This window comes from Sphingomonas naasensis, from assembly GCF_004792695.1.
GTDB classification, from domain to species: domain Bacteria; phylum Pseudomonadota; class Alphaproteobacteria; order Sphingomonadales; family Sphingomonadaceae; genus Sphingomonas; species Sphingomonas naasensis.
The window spans coordinates 247,425-270,341 of record NZ_SRXU01000004.1 but is presented as its reverse complement, the minus strand read 5'-3'; the positions used below and the strand labels follow the sequence as shown (position 1 = coordinate 270,341).

At 68.0% G+C, this 22,917-nt stretch carries 18 protein-coding genes; 9 read left to right on the top strand and 9 right to left on the bottom strand.

All coding sequences use genetic code 11. The annotated features are described in order from the left end of the window. Nucleotides 1-114: 114 nt before the first annotated feature. The 3 genes from E5A74_RS11275 to E5A74_RS11265 form a co-directional block, all read right to left on the bottom strand. A complete protein-coding gene (locus tag E5A74_RS11275) occupies nt 115-873 on the bottom strand; it encodes a DsbA family protein (protein WP_135984896.1) in 759 nt (252 codons plus the stop codon). Then, nucleotides 870-2,240, bottom strand: a complete 1,371-nt coding sequence (locus tag E5A74_RS11270) for a M48 family metalloprotease (protein ID WP_135985186.1) — start codon at nt 2,238-2,240, stop codon at nt 870-872. Before E5A74_RS11270 ends, E5A74_RS11275 begins: the two co-directional genes overlap by 4 nt. Before the next feature lie 108 nt (nt 2,241-2,348). After that, complete coding sequence (locus E5A74_RS11265; RefSeq protein ID WP_240699764.1) at nt 2,349-5,027, bottom strand: Rne/Rng family ribonuclease; 2,679 nt, start codon at nt 5,025-5,027, stop codon at nt 2,349-2,351. 498 nt (nt 5,028-5,525) lie between these two features. On the opposite strand from E5A74_RS11265, the gene E5A74_RS11260 reads away from it, so the two are divergent. From E5A74_RS11260 to E5A74_RS11245, 4 genes are all read left to right on the top strand, one after another. Further along, nucleotides 5,526-6,773: an N-acetylmuramoyl-L-alanine amidase gene (locus E5A74_RS11260; protein WP_135984894.1), complete on the top strand. Its 1,248-nt coding sequence runs from the start codon at nt 5,526-5,528 to the stop codon at nt 6,771-6,773. 116 nt (nt 6,774-6,889) lie between these two features. After that, nucleotides 6,890-9,415: a penicillin-binding protein 1A gene (locus E5A74_RS11255; protein ID WP_135984892.1), complete on the top strand. Its 2,526-nt coding sequence runs from the start codon at nt 6,890-6,892 to the stop codon at nt 9,413-9,415. Nucleotides 9,416-9,530: 115 nt separating this feature from the next. Then, entirely contained in the window at nt 9,531-10,658 is a 1,128-nt protein-coding gene (gene prfB / locus E5A74_RS11250; protein ID WP_135984890.1) for a peptide chain release factor 2, read from the top strand. A gap of 26 nt (nt 10,659-10,684) precedes the next feature. After that, nucleotides 10,685-11,416, top strand: a complete 732-nt coding sequence (locus E5A74_RS11245) for a class I SAM-dependent methyltransferase (protein ID WP_135985182.1) — start codon at nt 10,685-10,687, stop codon at nt 11,414-11,416. On the opposite strand, the gene E5A74_RS11240 is transcribed toward E5A74_RS11245, so the two are convergent. Next, on the bottom strand, nt 11,408-11,806 hold the full coding sequence (locus E5A74_RS11240) for a JAB domain-containing protein (RefSeq protein ID WP_135985180.1): 399 nt from the start codon (nt 11,804-11,806) through the stop codon (nt 11,408-11,410). The two genes, E5A74_RS11245 and E5A74_RS11240, sit on opposite strands and share 9 nt — an antisense overlap. A 245-nt stretch (nt 11,807-12,051) precedes the next feature. On the opposite strand from E5A74_RS11240, the gene E5A74_RS11235 reads away from it, so the two are divergent. Then, a complete protein-coding gene (locus tag E5A74_RS11235) occupies nt 12,052-12,948 on the top strand; it encodes a thymidylate synthase (protein WP_135984888.1) in 897 nt (298 codons plus the stop codon). Nucleotides 12,949-12,999: 51 nt separating this feature from the next. Here E5A74_RS11235 and E5A74_RS11230 read toward each other — a convergent pair whose 3' ends face one another. Next, the gene (locus E5A74_RS11230; RefSeq protein ID WP_135984886.1) at nt 13,000-13,509 is read right to left on the bottom strand and encodes a Ros/MucR family transcriptional regulator; all 510 of its coding nucleotides are present in this window, start codon (nt 13,507-13,509) and stop codon (nt 13,000-13,002) included. Between the two features lie 300 nt (nt 13,510-13,809). Between E5A74_RS11230 and E5A74_RS11225 the strand changes: the two genes are divergently transcribed. Further along, nucleotides 13,810-15,918, top strand: coding sequence for a TonB-dependent receptor (locus E5A74_RS11225; RefSeq protein WP_135984884.1), 2,109 nt, complete (start codon nt 13,810-13,812; stop codon nt 15,916-15,918). Nucleotides 15,919-15,942: 24 nt separating this feature from the next. Beyond that, nucleotides 15,943-16,653, top strand: coding sequence for a phosphatase PAP2 family protein (locus E5A74_RS11220; RefSeq protein WP_135984882.1), 711 nt, complete (start codon nt 15,943-15,945; stop codon nt 16,651-16,653). A 103-nt stretch (nt 16,654-16,756) separates the two neighbouring features. Here E5A74_RS11220 and galE read toward each other — a convergent pair whose 3' ends face one another. Continuing rightward, nucleotides 16,757-17,752: a UDP-glucose 4-epimerase GalE gene (gene galE / locus E5A74_RS11215; protein WP_135984880.1), complete on the bottom strand. Its 996-nt coding sequence runs from the start codon at nt 17,750-17,752 to the stop codon at nt 16,757-16,759. An 87-nt stretch (nt 17,753-17,839) separates the two neighbouring features. Here galE and msrA point away from each other — a divergent pair, with 87 nt between their 5' ends. Continuing rightward, complete coding sequence (msrA, locus tag E5A74_RS11210) at nt 17,840-18,385, top strand: peptide-methionine (S)-S-oxide reductase MsrA (RefSeq protein WP_135984878.1); 546 nt, start codon at nt 17,840-17,842, stop codon at nt 18,383-18,385. A 10-nt stretch (nt 18,386-18,395) separates the two neighbouring features. On the opposite strand, the gene aqpZ is transcribed toward msrA, so the two are convergent. Continuing rightward, a complete protein-coding gene (gene aqpZ, locus E5A74_RS11205) occupies nt 18,396-19,127 on the bottom strand; it encodes an aquaporin Z (protein ID WP_135984876.1) in 732 nt (243 codons plus the stop codon). A 90-nt stretch (nt 19,128-19,217) separates the two neighbouring features. Continuing rightward, a complete protein-coding gene (locus E5A74_RS11200) occupies nt 19,218-20,156 on the bottom strand; it encodes an L-threonylcarbamoyladenylate synthase (protein ID WP_135984873.1) in 939 nt (312 codons plus the stop codon). An 82-nt stretch (nt 20,157-20,238) separates the two neighbouring features. Between E5A74_RS11200 and E5A74_RS11195 the strand changes: the two genes are divergently transcribed. Continuing rightward, on the top strand, nt 20,239-21,930 hold the full coding sequence (locus tag E5A74_RS11195; RefSeq protein WP_135984871.1) for an acyl-CoA dehydrogenase family protein: 1,692 nt from the start codon (nt 20,239-20,241) through the stop codon (nt 21,928-21,930). On the opposite strand, the gene E5A74_RS11190 is transcribed toward E5A74_RS11195, so the two are convergent. Then, a complete protein-coding gene (locus tag E5A74_RS11190; protein WP_135984869.1) occupies nt 21,897-22,916 on the bottom strand; it encodes an SRPBCC family protein in 1,020 nt (339 codons plus the stop codon). The genes E5A74_RS11195 and E5A74_RS11190 overlap by 34 nt on opposite strands. Nucleotide 22,917: the final 1 nt, after the last annotated feature.

Below are 22,917 nucleotides of genomic sequence, written 5' to 3'. Positions count from 1 at the left end.
CGGAGCCGTTACGTAGGGTCGGATAGGGGGCACGACAAGCACGTGTCCCAAATCAGCGTCGAAAAGCGGCGCGTGATCCGGCAAGGCAGGAGCGCCGGATCGGCAGGTAGCCGCCTATTTCGCCGCCCGCGCCTCGGCGACCGCCGCTGCCAGCCCGGCATAGTCGCGCGCGCCGCTGAGCAGCTTGCCGCCCACCACCCAGCTCGGAGTGCCGGTCATCGCGAGCAGCTCGCCATATTTGTGGTTCGCCGCGATCTCCTGCTCGACCGGCTTCGACTCGATCGCCTTGGTCGCCACTGCCTTGTCGAGGCCGGCCTTTTCGACAGCGAGGGCGATATTCTCGGCGCTGGGCTGACCGGCAGCGAACAGCGCGTCGTGGAAGGCGCGGAACTTGCCCTGCCCGGCCGCCGCCAGCGCCCAGCGCGCGGCGAGCACGCTCTCGGGGCCGAGCACGGGGAATTCGCGATAGACGACGCGCACGTTCGGATCCTTGGCGAGCAGCTCCTCGATCCCCGGCAGGCTCGCGCGGCAATAGCCGCACGCATAGTCCATGAACGCCACCACGGTGACGTCACCCTTCGGATTGCCCGCCCAGGCACCGGCAAAGGGCGTTTCGAGCTGCGCGCGATGCTGCGGCACGGCAGCTTGCGCGCCTTGCTGCGCCTTTTCGTAGCGCGCCGTCTCGCGCGCCTGGAGCCGGTCCATCGCCTCGGGCAGCACTTCGGGATGCTCGAGCAGATAGCCGCGGATCGCGGGACCGGCGAGACCGGGCATCCAGCTCAACAGCAGGGCGAAGGCACCCGCGCCGAGCAGGGCGGATACCAGCATCGCGCCGGCGAGGGCCAGCGGGTTGCGCAACAATCTCCCGCTCATTGGAATCGGCGCTTCTTCTTCTGCTCTTCCATCGCGGTCTGCGCGACCATCGCGATGTCCTGCGCGCGCACCCAGTCGCTCGAACCTTGGGGCAGGTTCGCCATCGCCGAGCGCGCGCTCACCAGCGCGGTGCGCACATCGCCCATCAGATGCGCACGCTCGGCGGTGGCGAGCGCGGTGCGCGGCTCGTCGCCCTTGCGCTCATAGACGGTGCCGAGCTGCATCCAGGCGAACGGGTTCTCCTTATCGCGCGCGACGGCCTGGCGCAGCACGGTCTCGGCCTCGCCGAGATTGGCCTTGTCCTCGGTCGCGAGCAGCGCGTGGCCGAAGGTCGCGGCGATCAGCGGCTGGTTGTTCGAGCGGCGCGTGGCCTCGCGCAGCGGACTCAATGCCTCGGCAGGCTTGCCCGATTCGAGCAGGATCTGGCCCTCGAGCTCGAGGAAATAGGGATCGTCGGGCGCGGTCTTGACCAAAGCCGCGGTCTCGGCCGCCGCCTGCTCCGGATAGCCCGATTTGTGATAGGCATAGGCGCGCGCATAATGCGCCGGCGCCGACTGGTCGGTGGCTGGGTAGCGCCGCAGCGTCGCCTCGGGCTCGTTGACATAGCCGCGCAGCTTGGCCTGCACGCGCTTGAAGCGTTGCTCGATCTTCGCATCGATCGGCTTGTTCCACGATGGCGCCGATTGCAGATCGGCCTTGAGATTCTCGACGCGATCGGCCGACATCGGGTGAGTCTGCGCGAAGGGATCGACCTCGGGATTGCTCGCGGTCGCGTAATATCCGTAGCGGTGCATCTGCGCGGTCAGCTTGTCGAAGAAGCTGAGCATGCCTTTGCCGCTGATCCCGGCGGTGGTGATGAAACGAACGCCCGCGGCATCGGCCGAGGATTCCTGCACGCGGCTGAACGCGAGATATTTGCCGATCGCGGCGCGCTGGCCCATCATCAGGATGCCGGTGCCCGCCTCGCCCGCGCCCGCCGCCATCGCCGCGGCGCCGAGCAACAGGCTGAGGATCGAGATGTTGGTGTAACCGCCGTCATTCTGGAACACGGCATGGCCGCCGACGATATGGCCGATCTCGTGCGCGATCACGCCCTGGACTTCGTTGGCGCTATCGGCGGCGTCGATCAGCCCCGAATGAATATACACGATCTGGCCGCCCGCGACGAAGGCGTTGATCGACGGATCATTGACCAGCACGACGCGGACATTGGCGGGCGAAAGCCCCGCCGCCTCGATCAGCGGCCGCGACATGTCGGCAAGCAGCGCCTCGGTCTCGGCGTCGCGCAGCACCGACTGCGCCATCGCGGGCCGCGCCGCGAAGCAGCACAGGCAAAGCAGGGCCGTCAGGGCCGCGAGGCGCTTCATCATCGGGGCACGCTCCTGGGATAAGGCTGGTGTCGAATATCCGCGATGAACATGTCGTGAAGCCAGCCTGCGAGCGGGCGTGCCCGGGGCACGCCCGCTCGTTCGGCATCAGGCGCCGAAGGTCCGCTGCCACCAGCCACGGCGCGGCGTGCCGTCGGGATTGGCATCGCCGTCGCCTTCGGCTTCGTTCGCCTCGGGCGCGAGATCCTGCGCCACCGGCTCGGCCTCGGCAGGCGCCTCCGCTACGGCCTCGGGCGTCGGCGCAGCTGCCTTGCGACGGCTACGCTTCGGCTTCTCGGCCGGCGCATCGGCGATCACCGCCTCAGCCGCCGGCGCCGCGGCCGCCTCGACGGGCGCCGCTTCGGCATCGGCCTTCTTGCGACGGCTGCGCTTCGGCTTCTCGGCCGGAGCTTCCTCGGCAATCGGCTCGGCTGCCGGGGCCGCGGGTGCCGCTTCGACTGCCTCTGCCTCTGCCGGCGCCTCGGCATCGGCCTTCTTGCGACGGCTGCGCTTCGGCTTCGCGGGTGCCTCGACGGCCTCGACTGCCGGCTCGGCTTCCGCCAGCGCCGCCACGTCGCTCACCGGCGCCTCGGCCGCTTCGCCTTCGGCTGCCTCGGCAACCCCGTCCTCGCCATGGCCGGCACCGCGACGACCGCCGCGACGGCCGCGACGACGGCGCTTGCGACCGGCCTCGCCGGCCTCGTCACGCTCGCCCTCGGCAGCTTCGGCACCATCGGCTTCGGTCTCGGTCTCGGCGATATCGTCCTCGCCCTCGCCTGCTTCGGCCTCGGACGTGTCCTCGCCGCCCTCGACCTCGTTCTCGCGACCCCGCCGACCGCGACCACGCCGGCGGCGGCGACGCTTGCCGCGCCCCTCGCCGTCGCCTTCGTCACGCTCGCGCGCCTCGCGGGGCTGACGCGCGCGGGGCGCCTCGGCCTCTTCCTCCTCGATCTCCTCTTCGTCGACTTCCTCGACATAATCGTCTTCGGGCTCTTCGACGAGGCGCTCGATCCGGGGCGCATGCGCCGGCGGCGGCCCGCTCGATTCGACCGACATGCGCGCGCCCTCGAGCTCACCGTCCGACGCGACCTCGACCATCACGCCGTAGCGATCCTCGATCTCGGCAAGCTCCGAACGCTTGCGGTTGAGCACGTAGAAAGCGGCTTCCTGGCTGGCGCGCAGCACCAGCTGCGAGCCGCGGCCGCGGGCGGCTTCGTCCTCGATCATGCGCAGCGCCGAGAGCCCTGCCGACGAAGCGGTGCGGACCAGCCCGGTGCCTTCGCAATGCGGGCACTGGCGGGTCGAAGCCTCGAGCACGCCGGTGCGCAGCCGCTGGCGGCTCATCTCCATCAGGCCGAACGCCGAGATGCGGCCGACCTGGATGCGCGCGCGATCGTTCTTGAGCGCCTCCTTCATCGCCTTCTCGACCTTACGGACGTTGGATCCGTGATCCATGTCGATGAAGTCGATGACGACGAGCCCGGCCATGTCGCGCAGCCGCAGCTGGCGCGCGATTTCCTGCGCGGCTTCGAGGTTGGTCTGGGTCGCGGTCTGCTCGATCGAATGCTCGCGCGTCGAGCGGCCCGAGTTGATGTCGATCGAGACGAGCGCCTCGGTCGGGTTGATCACCAGATAGCCGCCCGATTTGAGCTGCACCACCGGATGGTACATCGCCGACAATTGCTCCTCGACCCCGGCGCGCTGGAACAGCGGCACCGCATCGGCGTATTGCTTCACCTTGCGGGCGTGGCTGGGCATCAGGAGCCGCATGAACTCCTTGGCCTGGCGATAGCCGTCCTCCCCCTCGACGATCACCTCGTCGATGTCCTTGTTGTAGATGTCGCGGATCGCGCGCTTGAGCAGATCGCTGTCGCCATAGACGAGCGCCGGCGCCGACGATCGCAACGTCTCCTCGCGAATCCCGTCCCACAGCCGGGCGAGATAGTCGAAGTCGCGCTTGATCTCGGTCTTGGTGCGCTGGAGCCCCGCGGTGCGGACGATGCAGCCCATCGTCGGCGGCAGCTTGAGGTCCGACATGATCGTCTTGAGCCGCTTGCGATCGGCAGCCGACGAAATCTTGCGCGAGATGCCGCCGCCGTGCGCGGTGTTGGGCATCAGCACGCAGTAACGGCCGGCGAGGCTGAGATAGGTGGTCAGCGCCGCGCCCTTGTTGCCGCGCTCTTCCTTGACGACCTGGACCAGCAGCACCTGACGGCGGCGGATCACGTCCTGGATCTTGTAGCGACGACGCAGGTTCATGCGGCGCTGGCGCAGCGCCTCGGCCTCGTCTTCCTTGCCGCCACGCCCGCGGCGACGGCCCCGGCCGCGCCCGTGATCGCCCTCGGCGCTTTCCTCGCCCTCGGCGGTCTCGCCGTCGGTCTCGTCGTCATGCTCCTCGTCGTCGTGCGGGCGCTCGAGAACCTCTACGCCGTCCTCGGCCTCGAGATGCTCGTCGTCGTCGGCGTCATCCTGCGCGCGCAGCGCGGCTTCCTCGGCGGCATGCTCGGCCTCTTCGCGAAGCAGCGCCTCGCGATCCTCTTTGGGGATCTGGTAGTAATCGGGATGGATTTCCGAGAAGGCGAGGAAGCCGTGGCGGTTGCCACCATAGTCGACGAACGCCGCCTGAAGCGACGGTTCGACCCGGGTGACCTTGGCTAGATAGATATTGCCCTTGAGCTGCTTGCGCTCGGCAGACTCGAAGTCAAACTCCTCGATCCGGCTCCCTTTGACGACGGCCACACGGGTTTCCTCCCGGTGGCGTGCGTCGATCAGCATACGCATGGTCATTTATTGTTCTCCGGGCGCGCCGGCCTGAACCCCTGAAGACTGTGTTGTCCCTGTGAGGAAGGGGCGCGTGCGCGCGATACAAATTGCGGCCTTGGCCGGCGACGCCGGCTGTGGTCTCGCAGGTTTCGAAAACTGCTGCTGCTCGCCAGGCACGTCCGGACGCGTGGTCCGGAAGCTCCACCATCGTCCCGCGGCCGGCCACCTGGGCCTGGCGGGTGGGACGATGGGGAAATTGCCTCATGCGAGCGTCAACCTGAACTGTCGCGACGGATTTTGTCGCGGATAGGCTCCGATACAAGGGTCGGAGCGAACTCCTGCTAGCACCCCCCGGGCCATGCGGCAACCACGAGCGGGTGCTTAAGTGCAATGAACCGCAGCGGCAATCACCTGCCGCCCTCCGGCAGATTTATGCCGGTTAACCAAGCTGTTTCACTTCGATTTGAAGGTCCTTCTCTATCCCGATTCCGTCAGGGAAGACGTGTTCGAGAGTTGATCTTCATGCATTTGGGCTGGACCCTTCACGGCCCGGCGCGGCATATCGCGCGGGTGCTATTCCTGCTTGCCCTTCTCTCCGGCTGGTTGACCGGGGTGCCGAGTTGGGCAGGCGCCGTGCAGGAAGTGCGCGTGCAGGGCGATCGCGTCGTCGTGAAATTCGACGCGCCGGTCGCCCGGGCGAGCGCCTTCCTTCTTGCTGGACCGCAGCGCATCGCGCTCGATGTCTCCGGCGCCGAGCCCGGTCGCGTCGCGATCACGGGCGGCGCGGTCGCGAAGATTCGTCAGGGCGCGCAGGGCGATGGCGCGCGCATCGTGTTCGACCTCGCGCGCCCCGCGATCGTGTCCGAAGGCAGCTTCGGCAGCGACGGGCGCACGCTCACGCTCCAGCTCAGAACCGTCGACGACGAACGCTTCGCACGCGCCGCGGCCGAGCGTCGGATGAGCTTCCTGCCACCCTTCACCTATCTCCAGCCGGCGAGCCGCCACCCCTATAGCGTGGCGATGGCCGTGCCGAAGCGGCTTTCGCGGGCGCCGCTGCCGCGCGTCTATGGCGCGGCGGGCAAGCCGCTGGTGGTGATCGACGCCGGTCATGGCGGCCACGACCCCGGCGCGCTCTCGAACGATGGCGGGCTGCGCGAGAAGGATCTCACCTTGCAGGTGGCCCGTGCGGTCCGCGATTCGCTGCTCGCCTCGGGCCGCGTCCGCGTCGCGCTGACCCGCGACGACGATCGCTTCCTCGTGCTCCAGGAGCGCTACGGCCTCGCGCGGCGGCTCAAGGCCGATCTGTTCATCTCGATCCATTGCGACAGCGCCGGCAATCCCGAGGCGACGGGCGCGACCGTCTACACGCTCTCCGAAGTCGCTTCGGACAAGGAAGCCGCCCGGCTCGCCGCGCGCGAGAACAAGGCCGATATCCTCGCCGGGGTCGATCTCGGCGCCGCCAGCCCCGACATCTCGTCGATCCTGATCGATCTTACCCAGCGCGAGACGATGAACGCCAGCGCCAATTTCGCGCGCCTGCTCGGCCGCGAGGCGCAGCCGCTGATGCCGATCAAGGCCAACTACCACCGGATGGCGTCGCTGATGGTCCTGAAGGCGCCCGATATGCCCTCGGTGCTGTTCGAGACCGGCTATATCTCGAATAGCGCCGATGCCGATTTCCTCGCCTCGAGCGAAGGGCAGCGCAAGGTCGCCCAGAGCGTCCGCAAGGCGGTCGAGATCCATTTCGCGACCCGCATGGCGTCGCGCTGATCCGGCTGTTTCTGCAATCCCCACCGACCTCTTATAGAGGCGAATGCGGCGGGTTGGTTTCGGTGGCGTTTTGATCGGGTTTCTTCGCCCGAGAAAGTTGCTACACCGCACCCCGCATGGCGGACGGCAGTATTTCCAGCGAAACGGTGACGATCAAGCGTGGGGCCGGGGGTATCCGCGGCTGGTACCAGCGTGTGCATCGTCGGTGGTGGTTCCGAATCCTCGCCTGGCTGGCGCTGCTCGCCGGGGTGTTCTGGTTCCTGATCTGGCTGCTCGTCGCGCGCAATCTTCCCTCGGTCGACACGCTGCGCGCCTATGAGCCGCCGCTGCCGACCAATGTCCGCTCGGTCGACGGCCTGCCGATCCACAGCTATGCCCGCGAGCGCCGCGTCCAGCTGAGCTATGCCGAATATCCGAAGCAGCTGGTCGAGGCGTTCCTCTCGGCCGAGGACAAGACCTTCTTCAGCCATTACGGCGTCGACCTTCCGGGCACCGCGGGCGCCGTCGTCGATTACGTCACCAAGATGGGCAGCGGCCAGCGCGCGCGTGGCGGCTCGACGATCACCCAGCAGGTCGCCAAGAACCTGCTGATCGGCAGCGAATATTCGCCGGTCCGCAAGCTCAAGGAGGCGATCCTCGCCTACAAGATCGAAAGCACGCTTTCCAAGCAGCAGATCCTCGAGCTCTATCTCAACTCGATCGAGCTCGGCCGCAACGCCGGCGGCGTCGAGGCGGCGAGCCAGGCCTATTTCGGCAAGGAGCTCGACCAGCTCAGCCTTCCGCAAATGGCCTATCTCGCGATCCTGCCCAAGGGGCCGGCCAATTACGATCCCGATCGCTACACCGAACGCGCGCTGGAGCGGCGCAACTGGGTGCTCGGCGAGATGCACGACAATGGGTTCATCTCTGCCCCCGAGCGCGACGCGGCGCGCGCCGAGCCCTTGGGCACGATCCCGCGCCAGACCCCGCGCTACGAGCGGGTCGGCGGCTATTTCGTGGAGGAGGTCCGCCGCCAGCTGATCGACAAGTTCGGCGAGCAGGCCGAGGACGGACCCAACAGCGTCTATGGCGGCGGCCTGTGGGTGCGCACCTCGCTCGATCCGCGTCTCCAGCAATATGCCCAGAAAGCGCTGCGCGACGGCCTGCTCCGCTATGATCGCGGGCGTGGCTGGTCGGGCCCGATCAATCATGTCGAGGTCGAGAAGGGCTGGCTCCAGCCCTTCCTCAACACCAATATCGGCGTCGATTACGAGGACTGGCGTGCCGCCGTGGCGATCGAGCGCGGCGCCGGCGGCTGGCAGATCGGCTTCGACAACGGCCAGACCGGCACGCTGCCGCGCGATCTCGCGACCATGCCGGTGCGCGGCAAGGGCGGCGCGGCGTACGATGCGATCAAGCCGGGCGACATCATCGCGGTCGCGCCCGATGGCGGTAGCTGGTCGCTCCGCTCGATCCCGCGCGTCTCGGGCGGCATGGTGGTCGAGGACCCGCGCAACGGCCGCGTGCTGGCGATGCAGGGCGGCTTCGATTCGCGCATCCAGTCGTTCAACCGCGCCACCCAGGCGCAGCGCCAGCCGGGCTCGACGATCAAGCCGCTCGTCTATGCCGCTGCGATGGAACAGGGGCTAACCCCCGCCTCGATCGTCGTCGACGGGCCGTTCTGCGTCTGGCAGGGCGCCGGGCTCGGCAACAAATGCTTCCGCAATTTCGGCAATCAGCGCGGCGCCGGCCCCAAGACGCTGCGCTGGGGCGTCGAGCAGTCGCGCAACCTGATGACGGTGCAGGTCGCCAATCAGATCGGCATGGAACATGTCGTCGATCTGATCCAGCGCGTCGGCGTCTCGAAGCAGAAATTCCCGACCTATCTCAGCTATGCGCTCGGCGCGGGCGAGACCACCGTGATGCGGATGGTCAATGCCTATTCGATCCTCGTCAATCACGGCCGCGCGCTCAATCCGACGGTGATCGACTTCGTCCAGAACCGCCGCGGCGAGGTGATCTGGCCCGAGAACTGGCGCGCCTGCGACCGCTGCAACGCGCGCGACTGGGACGGCGGGCCGATGCCGCGGCCGGTGACGCGGGCGCGCCAGCTGGTCGAGCCGATGAGCGCCTATCAGATCGTCCACATCGCCGAGGGCGTCGTCCAGCGCGGCACCGCCACCGTGCTGCGCGATCTCGGCCGGCCGATCATGGGCAAGACCGGCACCACCTCGGGGCCGACCGACGTGTGGTTCGTCGGCGGCACCCCGCAGATGATCGGCGGGCTCTATCTGGGCTATGACAATCCGACCAATCTCGGTGGCTATGCCCAGGGCGGCTCGATCGCCGCGCCGATCTTCAAGCAATTCGCCCTCCCCGCCTTCAAAGGCATGGAAGTGCTGCCCTTCACTGCGCCCGCCGGGATCCGGATGGTGCGCATCGATCGCGCCAGCGGACGTCCGGTGGCCGGCGGCTGGCCGACCAACGATCCGCTCGCCTCGATCATCTGGGAAGCCTTCAAGCCCGAGGTCGAGCCGCAGCGCCGCCGTCGCACCGGCGCGGAGGAAGAGGTCGAGAAAAAGGCCGTCGAGAAAAAGGCCGCGCCCGCCACCCAGGCGCCCGGCGACAGCGACTTCTTGCAACGCGAGGGCGGAATCTACTAGCGCGCTTCCTATATCGTCATCCCGGCGAACGCCGGGATCTCAGGCCGCGTGCAGGGCCTGAGGCGCGAGATCCCGGCTTTCGCCGGGATGACGGAATGATTTGGAGTTATTGAATATGCGCGCCGAAGCGCAGGCTCATGTCGACAACATCAAGGCGGCGCTGGCGCTGCTGCGGCGCTTCCTCGATTGGGACCGCGCGCTGCGCCGGCTCGACGAGCTCAACGCGCGCGTCGAGGACCCGACCTTGTGGAACGACGCCAAGGCCGCGCAGGACGTGATGCGCGAGCGCCGCCGCCTCGACGAGGCGGTCAGCGCGACGCGCGCGATTGAGACCGAGCTCAACGACACCGCCGAATTGATCGAGATGGCCGAGGCCGAAGGCGACGAGGAGATGGCGAGCGAAGGCACTGCCGCGCTCGCCGCGCTCGCCGAGCGGGCCGAGGTCGACAAGGTCAAGGCGTTGCTCTCGGGCGAGGCCGATCCCAACGACACCTATATCGAGATCAACTCGGGTGCCGGCGGCACCGAGAGCCAGGACTGGGCGGGCATGCTCCAGCGCATGTACACGCGCTGGGCCGAGCGCCACGGCTTGAAGGTCGAGCTGATCGACTATCACGCCGGCGAGCAGGCGGGGATCAAGTCGGCGACTCTGCTGGTCAAGGGCGAGAACGCCTATGGCTACGCCAAGACCGAGAGCGGCGTGCATCGCCTCGTCCGCATCTCGCCCTATGACAGCGCGGCGCGGCGCCACACCAGCTTCTCGAGCGTCTGGGTCTATCCGGTGATCGACGACAATATCGAAGTCGAGATCAACGAGAGCGAGCTGCGCATCGACACCTATCGCGCCTCGGGCGCCGGCGGCCAGCACATCAACACCACCGATTCGGCGGTGCGCATCACCCATTTGCCCACCGGCATCGTCGTCCAGTGCCAGAACCAGCGTTCGCAGCACAAGAACAAGGCCGAGGCCTATAACCAGCTCCGCGCCCGGCTCTACGAGCGCGAGCTCGCCGAGCGCGAGGCCGTGGCCAATGCGCAGAACGCCACCAAGACCGATATCGGCTGGGGCCACCAGATCCGCAGCTATGTGCTCCAGCCCTATCAGCTGGTGAAGGACCTGCGCACCGGCGTCACTTCCACGGCGCCGTCCGACGTGCTCGACGGAGACCTCGACGCATTCATGGCGGCTGCGCTATCCCAGCGCGTGACCGGCGAGACGGTCGAAGTGGAGGATGTCGATTGAAGTCAGCCCTCGCTCTGGGCGCCCTGATGCTGCTGGCCGCATGCGACGGCGGCAGCGCGGTGCCGCGCGAGCAAAAGGCGCAAACGCATACCGGCTTCCCCGCCGCCGACCGGCCGGTCGCGACGATCGTCTCGGCACGCTGGTCGACCGAAGAGGCGCGTGACCGGCTCAACGAGGCCGGACAGGTGATGAACCTCGCCGGGATCAAGCCCGGCATGACCGTCGCCGATATCGGCGCGGGCGAAGGCTATTACACGATCCGCCTGGGCCAGCGCGTCGGCAAGGAAGGCCGCGTCGTCGCCGAGGACATCGTTCCCGATGTCCGTGACGCGCTGGCGACGCGCGTCGTGCGCGAGCGGCTCGACAATGTCAGCGTCCGGCTCGGCCTCCCCGCCGATCCGCGCCTGCCCGAAGCCAGCTTCGATCGCGTGCTGATGGTGCACATGTATCACGAGATCGAGAGTCCCTACGAGTTCCTGTGGCGGTTGCGGCCGTCGCTGCGCCCCGACGGGCAGGTGATCGTGGTCGATGCCGATCGCCCCACCGAGCATCACGGCACTCCGCCCGAACTGCTCAAATGCGAGTTCGGCGCGGTCGGCTATGCGCTGGTCTCGATGCGCCGGATGCCGTCCGCGGGCGGCTATATCGCGATCTTCCGCGCGAGCGGCGAGCGCCCCGAACCGGGCATGATCAAGGCCTGCAAGAGCGGCGCCCGCGCCACCCCCGCGGCGGTCCAGCCCGGCCAGGGCTCAGAGTAATCCCAGCCGGCGAAAGCTGGTGATTCCGCCGCGCGCCACGATCAGATGGTCGAGCAGCCGCATGTCGAGCGCGTCCAACCCGCGCGCGAGCCGGCGCGTCGCCTCGCGATCGGCGATGCTCGGACGGGGATCGCCGCTCGGATGGTTGTGCGCGACCACCACTGCCGCCGCGCCGAACGCCAGCGCGTCCGCCGCGATGTCGCGGATCGGCAGGACCATGCGATCGGCCGCACCCGAACGCGCATGGCGCAAGCCCAGCACGCGCTGGTCGGGGTCCAGATAGACCGCGACGCATATCTCGGTCGCTTCATCCGCAAGGCACGCGAACAACATCCCTGCGGCGGCCGGGTCGGCGAGACGGTGCGGTTCTGCGAGCGCGTCGAGCGGCATCGCCAACAGCTGCCAGCCACATCGGCCGCATCGAAACGGAGTCCGCTCCAGTTCGGCGGTGCTGCGACGAACATCGACCGGCTTGGCGCACGCCCCGGCCGTCGCTAGGCTCGCGATATGCGTCAGTGTCTCGATCGGATCGAAAGCGGGCCGGTCGCGGCGCCGGAAAGCTCCATAATCGATCGATCGTCGCTTCCGACGCCCGCAATGCTGACCCCCGAGCTCGAGAAAGCCAGAACATCGTGATGCGCCATCCCGAACATCAATATCTCGATCTGCTCGCCCAGGTCCTCGACAAGGGCGACGAGCGCGTCGACCGTACCGGCGTCGGCACGCGCTCGATCTTCGGTGCGATGGTGCGGTTCGATCTGTCGGACGGCGCGGCGCCGATCCTCACCACCAAGCGCGTGTTCTGGAAGACCGCGGTCAAGGAAATGCTGTGGTTCCTCACCGGCGGCACCAACATCCAGCCTTTGCTGCGCGAAAATGTCAGGATCTGGAGCGACTGGCCGCTCGCCGCCTATCGCCGCGAGACCGGAGAGGATATCGGCCAGCTCGAATTCGAGCAGCGCATCGTCGAGGACGACGCCTTTGCCGCGCGCTGGGGCGACCTTGGCCCGGTCTATGGCAAGCAATGGCGCCGCTGGCTCGGGCCGGACGGCCGCGAGCATGATCAGATCGCCGAACTCGTGCGGATGCTGCGCGAGACCCCGGCCAGCAGGCGCATGCTGTTCCATGGCTGGAACGTCGCGGAGGTCGGCGCGATGGCACTGCCGCCCTGTCATATGGTCTATCAATATCATGTGACGTCGGACGGGAAGCTCAATTGCCTGCTCTTCCAGCGCTCGGTCGATCTATTGCTCGGCGCGCCGTTCAATTTCGTCGGCGCCGCCGCGCTGCTGTTGATGCTTGCCCAACAGGCCGATCTCGCGCCGGGCGAGCTCGTCTGGGTCGGCGGCGACGTTCATCTCTATCTGAACCATCTCGAGCAGGCGCGTCTGCAGCTCGGCCGCGAGCCGCGACCGCTTCCAGGCATGCGGCTGACGCGCCGCGCCGCCGATATCGACGACTATCGCATCGAGGATTTCGAGGTTGCGGACTATGCGCCGCACGCGTCGATCAGCGCCGAGGTCGCCGTATAGGCGGAGCCGGGCCGGTTTGCGCCGCGCGAGCGATCGCGCGGCGCTGGCAGGTCAGTTGGTCTTGCCGGCGCGCGGCGCCCGCTTCGGCTTGGCCGGGCTGTCGGCGCGCGCCGTCGCGGCCTTGGCCTGTCTGCCCTTCGCGCCGAGGCCGATCTTGTGCGCCATCGCGCGGCGCACTTCCGAATAATTCTCCGACACCATCGGATAATCCGGCTTCAGATTGTAGCGGCGGCGATAATCCTCCGGCGTCAGCCCGTGCGTCGAAAGATGCCGACGCAGCGTCTTGTACGGCTTGCCGTCGATCATCGAGATGATGTGATCCTTCGACGCCAGCGACTTGCGGACGGATACGGCAGGCGTGAACTCGGCCTGCGCCGCAGGCTCTTCATCACCGCCACCCGAACCGGAAGTTCCGCTCGATAGTTCGCTGACGGTTGCGTGCATGTTGCGGAGAAATACCGGAACTTCCTCCGCCGACACCCGATTGTTCTGATTGCCGAGCCAGGCAATTGTCAGCTCGGTCGCGAGCTCGACTGCATTGAGCGCGTTATCTTCCGGCATGGGCGACTCCATATCGTTATAACAAGTGTTTCAAGCGACGCAGTATAGCTGCGGGCACATCTCCATAACGGATGTTCTGCGTCTGTCGATTGGTACAATCCGTGAATTTTCACAAATCCCGAACATGCTTGTTGCCTGTTCTGAACCCCGATGGCATCGCCGCGAGGACCGCGACGCGACGGCCGGATGCCGCCATGCGTTCCCGGCGCCAGTCCGCGCGCGTTCTGCGACGAAAGGGCTTGAGACTTTATATCATCTCCGTTAGCGCAGCGCCGACATCATCTGGTTCGGGATCTGTCCATGTTGCGTACCCTGTTGCTTGCCACTGCCGCGCTGCTCGCTTTGCCCGCCCATGCCGAGGAAAAACCGATCGCCGGCCCCGGTGGCGACGCGCCTGCCGACGCACCCGCGGCCGACACGCAGGACCACGACCAGCCGACCCAGGAAGTCGTGATCACCGGCACGCGCGCCCGCGCCACCGCCGATGTGCTCGGCGGCACCGCGGTGCTCGCCGCCGAAGAGCTCACTCGCGAGATGCGCCCGACGATCGGCGAGACGCTCGCCTCGCAGCCGGGCGTCTCGGCGACCTCGTTCGGCCCCAATGCCTCGCGTCCGGTGCTGCGCGGCTTCACCGGCGATCGCGCGCGGCTGCTGATCGACGGGATCGGCAGCATCGACGTGTCGAACACCTCGGCCGATCACGCCGCGATCATCAACCCGCTCACCGCCGATCGTATCGAAGTGCTGCGCGGCCCTTCGGCGCTGCTGTTCGGCCCCTCGTCGATCGGCGGCGTGGTCAACGTCATCGACAGTCGCATCCCGCGCCGCATGGCCGAAAGCCCGCTCCATTTCGACGGCATGGCGACTTATGGCAGCGCCTCGGACGAGCGCTCGGTATCGGGCGCCGCCGACGTGCCCGTGGCGGGCAAGATCGTGGTCCATGCCGATGGCAGCTATTCGAAGACCGGCGACCTGCGCAGCGGCGGCTATGTATTGACCCCCGAGCTGCGCGCGCAGGCCGCGGCCAGCGCCGATCCCGAGATCCAGGAGCTTGCCGACCTCAAGGGCAAGGTGCCCAACACCGCCGCGCGCACCTGGGACGTCGCCGGCGGCGCCGCGATCGTCGACGACCGCGGCAGCCTCGGCTTCTCGGTGTCGCGCTACGACAGCCTCTATGGCGTGCCGATCCGCTACTCGCTCGATCCGTCGGTCGAGGCCGAGGCCGTGCGGCTGCACGCGAAGCAGACGCGCTTCGATGTGCGCGGCGACATCCTCACCGAGGCCGCAGGCATCCACCAGATCCGTATGCGTCTGGCCGCCGCCGATTATCAGCACAGCGAGATCGAGGACACCGGCGCGGTCGGCACGACCTTCTACAGCCAGGGTCTCGAAGGCCGGCTCGAGCTGGTGCAGGAGACGCACGGCAAATGGGAAGGCGTCACCGGCGGCCAGTTCTCGACGCGCAACACGCGCATCGTCGGCGAGGAGAAGTTCCTGCCGCGCACCGAGAGCAACCAATACGGCCTGTTCACGCTCCAGTCGCTCGACTTCGGCAAGCTCAAGGCCGAGGCGGCGCTGCGCTACGAGCGCAACGATCTCGTCGCGCAGGCTGACGAGGACATCGGCAACCCGCGCACCGATCGCAGCTTCGACAGCCTCTCGGCCTCGCTCGGCGCCAGCTATGCGCTGGCCGATCATCTTCGCTTCGGCGTGAACGTGTCGCGCAGCGAGCGCGCGCCGACGCAGGAGGAATTGTTCGCCAACGGCCCGCACGCCGGCACCCAGGCCTTCGAGATCGGCAATCCCGATTTCACCACCGAAAAGGCTTGGGGCGTCGAAGGCACGCTCAAGGGCACCGGCGACGGCTGGAGCCTGTCGGCCGCGGCCTATTACAACTGGTTCAGCGACTATATCTACGACGCGCCGACCGGCGCGATCGAGGATGATCTGCCGGTATTCCAGTACAACCAGGCCGATGCCCGTTATTACGGCTTCGAGGTCGAGGGCTCGGCCAAGCTGGCCCAGCTCGTCGGTTTCGCGATCAACGCCGATGCGCTCGCCGATTACGTCCATGCCGAGATCGTCGATCAGGGCCCGGTCCCGCGCATTCCGCCGCTCCGCGTGATGGGCGGGCTCGAAGCCCAGTCGGACGCGCTTACCGGCCGGGTCGAGGTCGAGCACAGCTTCGCGCAGGATCGCGTCACCGATTTCGAGACGACCACCTCCGGCTTCACCTTGGTCAACGCCTCGGTCTCGTGGAAGCCGTTCGGGGCGGGCTCGAACACCAGCCTGATGCTCTCGGCGAACAATATCTTCGACGTCGAGGCGCGCCGCCACACCAGCGTGCTCAAGGACTATGCCCCGCTCGCCGGGCGCGATCTGCGCGCGACGCTGCGCGTGCAACTCTGACGGCGCTGAGCCATTAGGGGGCGGATGGAGAGCCCGCCCCCCGAACCCGTCGCCGGACTGAAGCCCGAGGCCGCGGCATCGCGGCGCATCCCATGGCCGATCATCGCGCTGGCCGCACTGGCGCTGTTGCTGCTCGGGCTGTTCTGGTTCGGGCACGAGATCATGGAAGGCGACGCCGCCGAGCTCGACCGCGCGATCATCCTCGCGCTGCGCGTCCCCGGCCATCCCGAACAGCCGATCGGGCCGCACTGGCTGCCCTCGGCGGTGCGCGACGTCACTGCGCTCGGCAGCACCACGGTGCTGACTCTCGTGGTGATCGTCACCGCCAGCTTCCTCGCGCTCCAGCGGCGCTTCCGCTCGGCGCTGCTCGTCCTTGCCGCCACCACGCTCGGCGCGCTGGCAGTGACGCTGATCAAGGTGCTGATCGCCCGCGCCCGCCCCGATCTCGTCCAGCAATTGATGGAGGAGGCCTCGCACAGCTTTCCGAGCGGCCATGCCGCCAACAGCGCGATCGTCTATCTGACGCTGGCGACCCTCCTCTTCCCGGTCGTCCGCGGCTGGCGGATGCGCGGCTTCGTCCTCGCCGTCGCGATGCTGCTCGTCGGGCTGATCGGAGTCAGCCGCGTCTATCTCGGCGTCCATTGGCCCAGCGACGTCCTCGCCGGATGGGCGTTCGGCAGCTGCTGGGCGCTGCTCTGGTGGGGAATCGAGCTCCGGCTCTTCAAGGCGCGCTGACGCCGCATCCGTCACCCGGTCGTGTGCCGGGTCTACCGCGTCCCAAACAATACCCTTCGCGGGTCCGTGGATCCCGGCACAAGGGCGGGAGTCGGTTCAGGGTCTAGCCACGCTCGGCGAGCTTGCGCTCCCACGCCAGCGCATCCTTGACGATCGTCTCGAGATCGTCGTGCTTCGGCCGCCACGGCAAGGTCGCGAGGATGCGGCTATTGTCGGCGACCAGCGCGTCGGGATCGCCGGCGCGGCGCCCCTCGAGCTTGCGCTCGATCGTCCGGTTGGTCACCCGGTCGACCGCGTCGAGCACCTGCAGCACCGAGAAGCCGCGGCCATAGCCGCAATTCATCGTGTGGCTCTCCTCCGGCCGCGCGATCAGCAGGTCGAGTGCGTCGACATGCGCCGCGGCGAGATCGGTGACATGGATATAGTCGCGCACCCCGGTGCCGTCCGCGGTGGCGAAGTCGGTGCCGAACACCGACACCGCCGCGCGTTTCCCCGTCGCGGCCTCGGCAGCGATCTTGATCAGATGCGTCGCCCCCGCGGTCGACTGGCCCGAGCGGCCCTGCGGATCGGCACCGGCGACGTTGAAATAGCGCAGCGCGCAATAGTTGATCGGATGCGCCGCGGCGACGTCCTTGAGCATGATCTCGGTCATCAGCTTGGACATGCCGTACGGGTTGATCGGCTGCTTGGGACTTTCCTCGGAGACCGGCACCTGCTCCGGAATGCCATAGGTCGCCGCGGTCGAGGAGAAGATGAAATGCTTCACCCCGCATGCCACCGCGCTCTCTATCAGCGCGCGGCTGGCGACGGTGTTGTTGCGATAATATTTGAGCGGGTCGCTGACCGATTCGGGCACGACCACCGATCCGGCGAAGTGCATCACCGCGATCACGCCCTCGTCGCGCATCGTCCGGCGCACGGTCGCCTCGTCCTCGATGTTCGCGACGACCAGCTTCGCGCGCTTGTCGACCGCCCAGTCGAAGCCGGTGACGAGGTTGTCGACCACCACGACCTTCCAGCCCGCGTCGAGCAGCGCGAGCACCGCATGGCTGCCGATATAGCCCGCCCCGCCCGTCACCAGCACCGTACCGTCGCGCATGCCCGTCTCCCTTTTCGCGGCCTCGCCTAAAGGCCCGATTGCGCTCCGCCAACCCCCACCTATCTTGGTCGCGACAAGGAGAATGAAATGACAGTCGAAACCGCGACTCTCGCCGGCGGATGCTTCTGGTGCACCGAGGCGGTGTTCAACGATGTGGTGGGCGTCAGCAAGGTCGAGAGCGGCTATATCGGCGGCAGCGTCGCCAATCCGACCTACAAGCAGGTGTGCGGCGGCGACACCGGCCATGCCGAGGCGATCCGGGTGACCTTCGATAGCGATCAGATCCGCTATGCCGATCTGCTCGACATCTTCCTCGCCACGCACGACCCGACCCAGCTCAACCGCCAGGGCAACGATATCGGTACCCAGTATCGCTCGGCGATCTTCCCGCATTCGGAGGAACAGAAGGCCGAGGCCGAAGCCGCGATCGAGCGTGCCCGTCCCGATTGGCCGGCGCCGATCGTCACTACGATCGAGCCGCTTTCGGACTGGTATCCGGCAGAGGATTACCACCAGCAATATTGGGAAGGCGAAGGCCAGCGGAACCCCTATTGCCTCGCCGTGATCCCGCCCAAGCTGCGGAAGCTGCGCAAGAGCTTCGCCGCGCGGATCAAGGAAGGCGCGGCGGCCTGAGCCGGAGCCGCTATTCGGCCGGAAGCGCCTCGCCTTCGATCGGCGGGCGCTTCCCGGCTTCGGCGCCGAGCAGGCGATAGACCGTCCCGCCGAGGATTCCGCCGGCGATCGGCGCGAGCCAGAACAGCCAGAGCTGGCGGAACGCGATCCCGCCCTCGAGCAGCGCCGGGCCGGTCGAGCGCGCCGGATTGACCGAGGTATTGGTCACCGGGATCGAGATCAGGTGGATCAGCGTCAGCGCCAGCCCGATCGCGATCGGTGCGAACCCCGCCGGCGCGCGTGCATCGGTCGATCCCATGATCACCAGCAGAAACACGAAGGTCAGCACGACTTCGATCGTCGCCGCCGCGGTCACCGAATAGCCGTGCGGCGAGTGGACGCCGAAGCCGTTCGAGGCCAGCCCGCCGGTGAACCCCGGCGCCCCGCTCGCGATCCCGTAGAGCAGGGCCGCGGCCACCACCGCGCCGACCAGCTGCGCCGCGACATAGAGCGGGATGTCGCGTCCCGGAAAGCGCTTGCCCGCCCACAGGCCGATCGTCACCGCCGGATTGAGATGGCAGCCCGAGATGTGCCCGATCGAATAGGCCATGGTGAGCACCGTCAGCCCGAATGCCAGCGACACGCCGGCATAGGCGATGCCGAGCTCGGGGATCCCCGCAGCGAGCACCGCGCTGCCGCAGCCGCCGAACACCAGCCAGAACGTGCCGATCGCCTCGGCGAAACCCCGTTGCGCGTTGGTCATCCCGATCCTCCTGCGAAACCCGGCACAGCATGCCGCTTCCGCGTTTCGGGGCGCATCGGGATAAGTCCCGAGTTCAGGAGTGGGCCAATATCAGGAGCGGGGATGTGCCGCCCGGCGAAGACGGTCGTTGATCGCAATGCCGATGCCGAGCGCGGGGACCGGCGCCACCGCGATCGCCTTGGCGGCCGAAGCGTCGGCGCGGTGAAGCGCATCGAACAGGTTCGCGGCCGCCTCGGTGAGATCGCCGCGAATCGACAGCGTATCGTCGCCCGCGACATCGCCGAAGCCGATCAGCCATTCGCCCGCCTCGCGCTCCCCTGCGTTCAGCCGCAGCGGCTTGCCCGGCGCATAATGGCTGGCGAGCTGGCCGGGTGCCACGATCGCGTGCTCCGGCGAAGGCCGGAGCGCTGGATGACTGGACGACTCGCGCTGTAACGCAGGGCTCCGGCCTTCGCCGGAGAACAGGTCTTGCGCGCTCAGCGGCCCAGGCCGCAAAATCGTCCGCCCCATCACGATCGTCGACTCAAGTCCCGCGGATGTCGGCCCGTCGTCGATCACCAGCGGGATGCGGCCCGCCAGGCTCGCCGCGACATGCGCCGCGCGCGTCGGGCTGATCGACCCGCTGGCATTGGCCGAGGGCGCGGCGAGCGGCACCCCGCTCGCGTCGAGCAGGGACTGCATCGCGCGGTGATCGGGCACGCGGATCGCGATCGTGTCGAGCCCGGCAGTCACCAGCGAGGCGATCCCCGCCTCGGGTCGCAGCGGCAGCACCAAAGTCAGCGGTCCGGGCCAGAAGCGCTGCGCGAGCGCGCGCGCCGCATCGTCGAACAGCGCGATGATCTCGGCCGCCGCGAGATCGGGCACGTGCACGATCAGCGGGTTGAAGCTCGGCCGCCCCTTGGCTTCGTAGATTCCCGCCATCGCCTGCGAATCGGTAGCGTTCGCGGCGAGGCCATAGACCGTCTCGGTCGGCACCGCGACGCAGCCGCCGGCGCGAATCACTGCCGCCGCTTCGGCGATCGCAGCCATGCCGTAGGGTAAGATTCGAGGATTTGTCGGGCTCACGCGAGGGGGGCTATAGCGCGGGAAACAGGACGACAAGAGAGGCATCATGTTCACCCCCGCCACCGCCGAGCAGCGTTTCGTGCTCGAGCACCTCGTCCGCCTCGCCGAGATCAACCCCGAGGCCGCCGAAATGACCGACGCGGTGCTCGAGGGCGCGGGGCAATTCGCCGCCGGCGAATGGGCGCCGCTCGAGCGCCTCGGCGATACCGAGGGGCCCAAGTGGAGCGCGGGCGGCGTGACGATGCCCGCGGGCTTCGCCGCGGCGTACAAGGCCTATGTCGAGGGCGGCTGGGGCACGATCGGCTCACCGGCCGCGTTCGGCGGGCAGGGCCTGCCGGTCAGCCTGTCGATCGCGGTGCTCGAGACGCTCGGCACCGCGAACATGGGGTTCGCGCTCGCGCCGATCCTCACCGTCGGCGCGATCGAGGCGCTGACGCATCACGGCTCGCCCGAGCAGCAGGCGCTCTATCTGCCCAAACTGGCGACCGGCGAATGGACCGGCACGATGAACCTCACCGAGCCGCAGGCCGGATCGGACGTCGGCGCGCTCAAGACCCGCGCCGATCCGGTCGGCGACGGCACCTACAGGATCAAGGGCACCAAGATCTTCATCTCGTTCGGCGACCACGACATGGCCGACAACATCGTCCACCTCGTCCTCGCCCGCACCCCCGATGCGCCCGCCGGCACCAAGGGCCTCTCGCTGTTCCTCGTCCCCAAATATCGCCTGAACCCCGACGGCAAGCCGGGCGCCTTCAACGACGTCCGCGTCGTCTCGATCGAGCACAAGATGGGGCTCCACGCCTCGCCGACCTGCGTGCTCAGCTTCGGCGATCATGACGATTGCATCGGCGAGCTGATCGGCGGCGAGATGGGCGGCATCCGCGCGATGTTCACGATGATGAACAATGCGCGGCTCAATGTCGGCCTGCAGGGTGTGCAGGTCGCCGAGCGCGCCACCCAACGCGCGGTCGCCTATGCCCGCGAGCGGGTGCAGGGCGTCCGCGCCGGCACCCCCGCCGCGATCGTCGAGCATCCCGATGTCCGCCGCATGCTGCTGCGGATGAAGGCGCAGACCCAGGCGGCACGCGCTTTGGTCTATTACGCCTTCGGCCAGCTCGATCGCGGCCATGCCGGCGACGCCGCCGCGCGGGCCAGGGTCGAGCTGCTCACCCCGCTCGCCAAGGCGCACGGCACCGATCTCGGCAACGAAGTCGCCAGCCTCGGCATCCAGGTCCATGGCGGCATGGGCTATATCGAGGAGACCGGCGCCGCCCAGCATTTCCGCGATGCGCGGATCACCCCGATCTACGAAGGCACCAACGGCATCCAGGCCGCCGATCTGGTCGGCCGCAAGCTGAGCATGGACAATGGCGGGACGTTGTTCGCCCTGCTCGGTCAGATGCGCGACGAGGCCGAGGATGGCGAGCTGCTCCGGCTGGTCGATGCCTGCGAGGAAGTCGGTCGCCACCTGCTCGGTGCCGACTCCGACGATCGCCTCGCCGCGAGCACGCCCTTCCTGACGATGCTGTCGGTCGCGGTGTGCGGCTGGCTGATGGAGGCGAGCGGGCGCATCGCCGCGCGCTCGGAAGGCGATCCCGCGTTCCTCCGGATGAAGGCCGCTGCGAGCCGCTTCTATGTCGAGCAGATCGTCCCCGAGGCGATGGGTCTCAAGGCCGCGGCGATGGCGCCGGCGGAAATCCTCTATTCGATCGACGCGGACGCGTTCGCGGCCTGAGCCGGGCGCTCGGCGCGCTGCTTGACGAGGGCGAGCAGATTGTTCTCGACGTCGCCGAGGAACAGCTCGCCCCACAGCGCCGAATAGCCGTTCACCGGGGTGCGGATCACATAGTGCGTATCGAGCGTGACGCGGGTGCGCCCGCCACCGAGCGGCTCGAGCGTGTAGCCACCGGTCGTCACGCGGAAATAGGCGCTGTCGGGGCGCAGATGCCGGTCGGTGAAGTGCCAGCCCTGCGAGCCGCCGAAATCGAAGCTCCACCCGATCCGGCGGCCGGGCTGCCATTCGGTGATCCGCTCGCGAAAGCCGATCCCGTACTGCCAGCGCGCGACGCGCTCCGCCCCCGCACCATTGCCGAGCAGCCGCGCGCCCACCGGCCGGGGCACCCCGACCACGTCCTGCGAGAAGTTCCATTTGCCTTCGCCGGGCCGGACGTCGGGGATGCCGCGCAGAAGTGGCCAGATCCGGTCCGGCGACGCCGCGACCACGATCGTGCGGGTGACGGCATAACTCTGCTCGGGCAGCGGAATCAGCGGCTCGATCTGCATCGCCACCAAAGGTGCCAGCAGCAGCGTCGTGCACAAAGTGCGATCACGGCGCGTGCGCTTGCGCGCCTCGCGGAGGACGATCGTCCCGATCGAACCCGAGATCAGCCACAGCGGCGAGAGGATCACCACGCAGATCGTGCCTTCGCGCAGCACCACGATCGAGATCGCGATCAGCCCGAGCAGCGTCCAGAACGGAATGGCGAGATAGAAGCCCGCGCCGCGCTCGAACCACGGATCGGCGACGAACGCGGCCAGCGCGCAGGCCGCGGCGGGCAGCACGAGCAGGAAGGTGAAGCTCACCAGCCCCGCCGACGGTCGTGCCATCTCCAGCAGCAAATAGACGACGAGGCCGAGACCCGCCGCTGCGGCAAGCGCCGCGGCGATGCGCGGCGCCGCGTTGCGCCGGGGTTCGGCGCCGTCGTCGGGATCGTCGGTCATG

Excerpts from the sequence above, each read along its gene's own strand:
- E5A74_RS11245 (WP_135985182.1), top strand. The coding sequence starts at position 10,685 with ATGCTGCTGGCCGCATGCGACGGCGGCAGCGCGGTGCCGCGCGAGCAA.
- galE (WP_135984880.1), bottom strand. The coding sequence starts at position 17,752 with ATGCGCGACGGTACGGTGCTGGTGACGGGCGGGGCGGGCTATATCGGC.
- E5A74_RS11275 (WP_135984896.1), bottom strand. The coding sequence starts at position 873 with ATGAGCGGGAGATTGTTGCGCAACCCGCTGGCCCTCGCCGGCGCGATG.
- E5A74_RS11195 (WP_135984871.1), top strand. The coding sequence starts at position 20,239 with ATGTTCACCCCCGCCACCGCCGAGCAGCGTTTCGTGCTCGAGCACCTC.
- prfB (WP_135984890.1), top strand. The coding sequence starts at position 9,531 with ATGCGCGCCGAAGCGCAGGCTCATGTCGACAACATCAAGGCGGCGCTG.
- E5A74_RS11265 (WP_240699764.1), bottom strand. The coding sequence starts at position 5,027 with ATGACCATGCGTATGCTGATCGACGCACGCCACCGGGAGGAAACCCGT.
- aqpZ (WP_135984876.1), bottom strand. The coding sequence starts at position 19,127 with ATGACCAACGCGCAACGGGGTTTCGCCGAGGCGATCGGCACGTTCTGG.
- E5A74_RS11230 (WP_135984886.1), bottom strand. The coding sequence starts at position 13,509 with ATGCCGGAAGATAACGCGCTCAATGCAGTCGAGCTCGCGACCGAGCTG.
- E5A74_RS11255 (WP_135984892.1), top strand. The coding sequence starts at position 6,890 with ATGGCGGACGGCAGTATTTCCAGCGAAACGGTGACGATCAAGCGTGGG.
- E5A74_RS11225 (WP_135984884.1), top strand. The coding sequence starts at position 13,810 with ATGTTGCGTACCCTGTTGCTTGCCACTGCCGCGCTGCTCGCTTTGCCC.
- msrA (WP_135984878.1), top strand. The coding sequence starts at position 17,840 with ATGACAGTCGAAACCGCGACTCTCGCCGGCGGATGCTTCTGGTGCACC.
- E5A74_RS11220 (WP_135984882.1), top strand. The coding sequence starts at position 15,943 with ATGGAGAGCCCGCCCCCCGAACCCGTCGCCGGACTGAAGCCCGAGGCC.
- E5A74_RS11190 (WP_135984869.1), bottom strand. The coding sequence starts at position 22,916 with ATGACCGACGATCCCGACGACGGCGCCGAACCCCGGCGCAACGCGGCG.
- E5A74_RS11240 (WP_135985180.1), bottom strand. The coding sequence starts at position 11,806 with ATGCCGCTCGACGCGCTCGCAGAACCGCACCGTCTCGCCGACCCGGCC.
- E5A74_RS11200 (WP_135984873.1), bottom strand. The coding sequence starts at position 20,156 with ATGGCTGCGATCGCCGAAGCGGCGGCAGTGATTCGCGCCGGCGGCTGC.
- E5A74_RS11235 (WP_135984888.1), top strand. The coding sequence starts at position 12,052 with ATGCGCCATCCCGAACATCAATATCTCGATCTGCTCGCCCAGGTCCTC.
- E5A74_RS11270 (WP_135985186.1), bottom strand. The coding sequence starts at position 2,240 with ATGAAGCGCCTCGCGGCCCTGACGGCCCTGCTTTGCCTGTGCTGCTTC.
- E5A74_RS11260 (WP_135984894.1), top strand. The coding sequence starts at position 5,526 with ATGCATTTGGGCTGGACCCTTCACGGCCCGGCGCGGCATATCGCGCGG.